The sequence below is a fragment of the Lunatimonas salinarum genome, from assembly GCF_017811155.1.
Taxonomy (GTDB): Bacteria; Bacteroidota; Bacteroidia; order Cytophagales; family Cyclobacteriaceae; genus Lunatimonas; species Lunatimonas salinarum.
In genome coordinates, this window is sequence record NZ_JACVCV010000041.1 from 1 (window position 1) to 5,352 (window position 5,352).

A 5,352-nucleotide genomic window follows, 5' to 3' on the forward strand; every position below is an offset into this window, starting at 1 on the left:
GCTTCGTCGCTCGCTCCTCGCAATGACGAGGACGGTTGTTGAGATTGCTTCGTCGCACACTCCTCGCAATGACGATAACGCGTGTAGAGATTGCTTCGTCGCTCGCTCCTCGCAATGACGATGGTGGTTACCATTCCCTGCATATCTGCTCATAAAGATCCTTCCACTCGGGGTTAAAGCGGTTCACTAACTCTATCTTTTTTTTTCTACTTCCAGCTTTCAATTGTTTTTCCCGATCAATTGCTTCCTCAATCGAATGAAATATTTCGTAATAAACCAGTTTTGTCAGGTTATACCTTGCGGTAAAGGAATTCTTATGGACTCCGGTTTTATGTTTATACACCCTTTTTATCAGATTTGAAGCCACACCGATGTAGATTGTGGTGTTGTGGGTGTTTGTCATAAAGTAAACGCAGCCTCCCTTTTCCATTAGCTGTTTATTTCACCTCCGTCATTGCGAGGCTTGGAGTGAACCGAAGATAGTATTTTAAGTAATCTGCGGTTTGCATGTATACATCGGAGAATGGAGTGACCTCAAGCCGTGGCAATCCCACGGTAGAGAGTATTGCGAGTCTTAGGTCTTAAATCTTACGTCTTCTAAAAATCTCAAATCTCATATCTAACGTCTCCTCAAGGGGATTGCTTCGTCGCTCACTCCTCGCAATGACGATTGCGCGTGTTGAGATTGCTTCGTCGTCCCTCCTCGCAATGACGATAACGGTTTTTTCCCCGTCATTGCGAGGCTTGGAGATATGTGGTATTGGATAGACAAATTAGTTTGCTTTCGGATACTAAGAATAGGTTGGTAATCGCTATCAAGCCGTGGCAATCCCCTTGATGCCGCATAGGGAGATTGCTTCGTCGTCCCTCCTCGCAATGACGAGGACGGTTGTTGAGATTGCTTCGTCGCTCACTCCTCGCAATGACGAGAAAATTAAAACTCCTGTAGCTCCACCATCTTTTTGAATGGGCCCGAATGGGAGATCAGTTCATCGAAGGAACCGCTGTGAATGATCTCTCCGGCCTGCATCACCAGGATGCGGTCGGCGTGCTTTACGGTAGAGAGCCGGTGGGCAATCATCACAATGGTGTACTTCCCTTTTAAGGCTTCGATATTATCCTGTATGGCCCGCTCGGTTTCGGAATCCAAGGCCGAAGTGGCCTCGTCCATCAGCAGGATATCCACGTCTTTGTATAGTTCGCGGGCGATGGAGATTCGCTGCTTCTGTCCTCCGCTGACCAGTATGCCCCCGCTGCCCAATGGCGCATCCATGCCCTGCGGCAGCGTTTCTACAAAATTCCAGACAGAGGCTTTTTCCAATGCCCTCTGAACACGTTGCCTGTTTTCGGGAGTGTTGCGGTCCCAGAAGCTGACATTGTTAAAGACGGTGTCGCTGAATATGACCGGTTCCTGCGTGATATACCCGATACGGGATTGGTACGTGGCCCGATTGAGATCCCGTACGGAGATACCATCTACGTAAATCCCTCCCTGATCGGGGAGGGCCAGCCCGGCGATCAGGTTCATCAGGGTGGTTTTACCGGAACCACTTTCCCCTACCAACGCCAGCGTTTGGTTGCGGGGCAACTCAAGATGGATGTCCCGCAGCACCGGCAGGTTTTGGTAGGCAAAAGACACCCCGTCAAAGCGGATGGATTGCCGGAATACCGATAGGGGTAGCTTGCCGTCCCGGTCCTGCCCGGCCTTGAGTTCTTCCAAAAACTCCATCAAGTTGACCAGGGAACCCTGCATGGTGAGCAGGCTGTTCCAATTGGACTGAAAGGAAATCAAGTAGGTAAGCGCTCGATAGAAAAAGAGGAGGCTGAGGATAATCGCAGAGAAAGTTCCGCCCAAAACCATCACTTCGAGCAAGATAACCCCTACGACGATTATGACCACCATGGGTTCCCGTAGGGCTTCGATGGCCGATCCGATAAAGCCCATATGGTGGTGGCTGTTTTCGATTTCCACAATTTTGTCCTTCATCTTCTGGCCGTAGGCTCGTTGCTTGCCGGTGGCCTTGAGGTACTTGAAATAGGCGACCTGCTGTATCAGAAAGCCTTGAAAAAGGTGGTTTAGGTTGGTGACTTTGCGGGAGAGTGATTTGGTACGCTTGTACAGCTTGCTGTAGATGGCATTGATGGCGAGGGCACCCAGGGCGACGAGCAGGGAAAACTGCACATTGACCGATAGGGCCAGTAGCATGTAGACAAAAACCATGGCGCCGGATTGCAGCACGTTTCGGTAGCTGCTCCATGCGGCCACCACCCGTTCCATTTCCCCGCTTACCGTATTTTGGATCCTGCCGGAGTCGGAGAGCACAAAGGCCTTGTAGCTCAGTTCCGACAGGCGGTCGATGGTCTGAAAGCGCAGGCGCTGAATAAAGTAGCGGCGCATGCGTACCCGGTAGTAGGACTCCATAAATTTGAAGGCGCCTTTGGCCAGGAAGAACAGCACCATGATCAGCAGCACGGGTACCAGGGTAAAGGGAATGCCCAATGCCTTCAGTCCATCTACCAAGAAGGCCAGCCTGCCCAGTCCTTCGGCGGATCCTTCTCCGCCGTCGATCAGTTGGAGCAGGGGGATAAACATGGTCAGCCCCAATCCGTCCATCAGCCCCACGCCTATACTCAGCGCAAAGGCCACGATCAGGCGGTGCTTTAAAAATCCGTAGAAAAATCGGAAGTAGGTAAAGTATTTTTTGAAGGGGGAGGGGGGCATGCTTATTTTGATTATAAAGCTAATAGCGATGTTTTTTTGCTGGTAATGTGCTTGTAAATTTCCTCTAATTGAGTACACACTGGAGCAACCGAAAATCGCGCTAGAAAGGATTTTCGGATTTTGTTGGCATCATAGGTGAGGTAGTTGTCCATTAAGGCCTCCATTGCGTCGCAAAGAGCGATTGGGTTACCGACTTCTACCAGTATGCCATTTTCGTCATTGATAATGCTTTCCGGCCCACCGCAGCGGGTTCCTATTACAGGAATGCCGCATGCAATTGCTTCCAGAAAAACGACGCCTAAGGTTTCGTGGATGCTAGGAAGAACGAACGCATGGGCTTGCTGAAATTCAAACCGGGCCTGCTGTCGGTCAAGTGGGCCAAGCCAGGTAACGAATGGGGAGAGTCCCATGTGGTCTGCCAAATTTTTCCAAGTAACAAACATTTCCCCGCCTCCCCCAATGCGGAATCGGACGGAGGGTTTTTTCTCTAGTAGACAGGCTATTGCTTTAAAAAGAGTCGGGAGGTCTTTTTGCTCCCGCATGTCACAAAGCGTAAAAAATGTAAATGAACGGTCCTGTTTTTTGGATGCCGGGAGGAAAAACAGTTCATCGGTAAGATTTGGAACCACCACCACGCGGGGGATTCCCAATTTTTTCATCTTATCCCTTAGGTCCGGACTGATTGCGATATTGGTTGAAGCAGCTTGATAAGCTTGTGCGTAGCGGGAAGACAATCGGCCATTTTTTAGAATTTGCGGGAAAGGAAACGGACTCATTTGCTCCGTAATTACATAGGGAATTCTATATTTTTTGGATAACCAACGCGCTATTAATCCCGCTTTGTGACATACTTGTGCGTGAATTATATCTACTTTACCAGCAATGCGAGTAAACTCCTGTAGATTTTTTTCATTGGCACGTTGTATTCCGCCAAGATTTCCATTCAGGAGCTTTTCCGTCCAGGTAAAAACCGGCGTTTCCCATTCGTATTAATTCGGCAATGGGGTAGAAACAAGCCTTGTCTTGCGGACGTTGCTCAGTCCATTTTTTACCTTCGTTACATTATTCAGCTGGTCTTTGGTCCAAAGCAAATATTCATCCTTCTGTTGTCCCCACAGGCTAACGCCAATTTTGTGTTCGGGAAAAGTTCTGGCAAAGGCTAAAGCTTGCTCTTTTATAAAGATTCCGTTCATAAAATAATCCCCATCCGGGTACCAAGAAGGGATGAGAAGAATATTCAAATTAGTAGGTTAATTAACAAGATCAGGTATCGGCGATTCCCCGTCCTACTCTGTCAGATTGAATAAGAGTCTATGGGCTGGAAAAGGTTTACCGCCAAGACTTTCCTTCCATTGCAACAGTCCCTTATTTGGTTTTCCAGTAGGTGGAATATGAGAGACGCCCATATTAAAATAGGCCTTCTGGCTAGATCGATCTTCGATAAGAGTACTCATCAGTAAATCAAGACAAGCTAGCTTTTTTCCGTATTCCGTAGCGGCAATATATTGAAGGTGATTGCAAAGATCTGTTTCGTAAACAACTGCCCCGCCGAGCATAAGACCAGATTGGTATACACCATATAGACGGATTTGGTTGGGAAATCTCGATTTTAGCCGTTGGATTTCCGCAAGGGAATGCGTAGGGGAAACAGCGTGTTTATTGCGGAGATTCGGTTTTAGTATCCTTTCCCAAAAAAAGGCGAAATCTGCCATTTCCTTTACGTATAGCTTATTTTTTAGCGCCTTTTTTTTTCCCCATCTTTTGCCGTGATTTATTATTTTATAAGGAAGTCGCGTGCAATGATGGATGAACGTGTCCGAGATTATGGCGCCAGCATTCATTAAAACGTTTAGGAACTTTTCTTGTGGTTCTTTACAAAAAAAAACGGGGATACTTCTGATCTCAATTCTTTGGTAATTTCTCTTTTGGTAGTGTTCCAACGTTTGATGAACGATCCTTTCCGCGAGTGGTAAAGAGACCGGATACCGGAAAACCCACCCGCCATAAGAAAGGCCTGCATGTGATATGATTCCCCTTCCATCTTCATTCGAGGGGAAAACGCAAATCGGGGTGCAACCTACATAGAAAATAAGGGAAGCATCCCTAAACCTATTTTCGTGGTAGCTGATATACGCTCTATCGTGTAAAAAGGTGCCATTCGTAGAATGCTTCACCACCTCATTCCAATCTTTTTGCAGCGCCTCCTCGAATGGTATCACACGCACCTGAGCATTCGTTTCTATTGGCTGAATGGTAGGTTGAGATGTTATCAAGCCTTAAAGATTTATTTGCTGTTTATTTTTCAAATCTATTCCCCCGTGGCCCCCGCACTGGGTGTAGTTTGCAACTACACCCCGATATTTCTGCCAATTAGCAATTGGAGAAACCGAGCTTCCTTCCCAAAAACACCCAAGCCCCTTGAGCTAACTTAAAGAGATTGCTTCGCTCCTGCGTCACTCGCAATGACGGGGTTTGCCGGGCTCCCTTACCCCGTAGGGGTGACATGTTTATAGCCTGGGCTTAGAGATCAATTTGTCCCTCCGTTTTGGCCGGGGAGATGTTCATGGTGTCCTCCCACTTCCGCCAAAACCCGGAGATGTCTAGCGCTGCGCAACCAACCGAATTGCCTG

At 47.9% G+C, this 5,352-nt stretch carries 5 protein-coding genes; all 5 read right to left on the minus strand.

What is annotated here, in order from left to right:
• Positions 1 to 127 precede the first annotated feature (127 nt).
• Positions 128 to 430 (minus strand): GIY-YIG nuclease family protein, encoded by a 303-nt coding sequence (locus IAQ59_RS21455; RefSeq protein WP_209332909.1) that lies wholly within the window; start codon positions 428 to 430, stop codon positions 128 to 130.
• Positions 431 to 934: 504 nt separating this feature from the next.
• Positions 935 to 2,722, minus strand: a complete 1,788-nt coding sequence (locus tag IAQ59_RS21460; protein WP_209332910.1) for an ABC transporter ATP-binding protein — start codon at positions 2,720 to 2,722, stop codon at positions 935 to 937.
• An 11-nt stretch (positions 2,723 to 2,733) separates the two neighbouring features.
• Positions 2,734 to 3,669, minus strand: a complete 936-nt coding sequence (locus IAQ59_RS21465; protein ID WP_245189773.1) for a glycosyltransferase — start codon at positions 3,667 to 3,669, stop codon at positions 2,734 to 2,736.
• A 42-nt stretch (positions 3,670 to 3,711) separates the two neighbouring features.
• On the minus strand, positions 3,712 to 3,963 hold the full coding sequence (locus IAQ59_RS21470; RefSeq protein WP_209332912.1) for a hypothetical protein: 252 nt from the start codon (positions 3,961 to 3,963) through the stop codon (positions 3,712 to 3,714).
• Between the two features lie 45 nt (positions 3,964 to 4,008).
• Positions 4,009 to 4,662 carry a hypothetical protein gene (locus tag IAQ59_RS21475; protein WP_209332913.1) on the minus strand — a complete coding sequence of 218 codons (654 nt, stop codon included), beginning with the start codon at positions 4,660 to 4,662 and terminating at the stop codon, positions 4,009 to 4,011.
• Positions 4,663 to 5,352 lie beyond the last annotated feature (690 nt).

What these genes read in the sequence shown, in the direction of transcription:
- IAQ59_RS21455 (WP_209332909.1), bottom strand. Translation starts at nt 430, where the DNA reads ATGGAAAAGGGAGGCTGCGTTTACTTTATGACAAACACCCACAACACC.
- IAQ59_RS21460 (WP_209332910.1), bottom strand. Translation starts at nt 2,722, where the DNA reads ATGCCCCCCTCCCCCTTCAAAAAATACTTTACCTACTTCCGATTTTTC.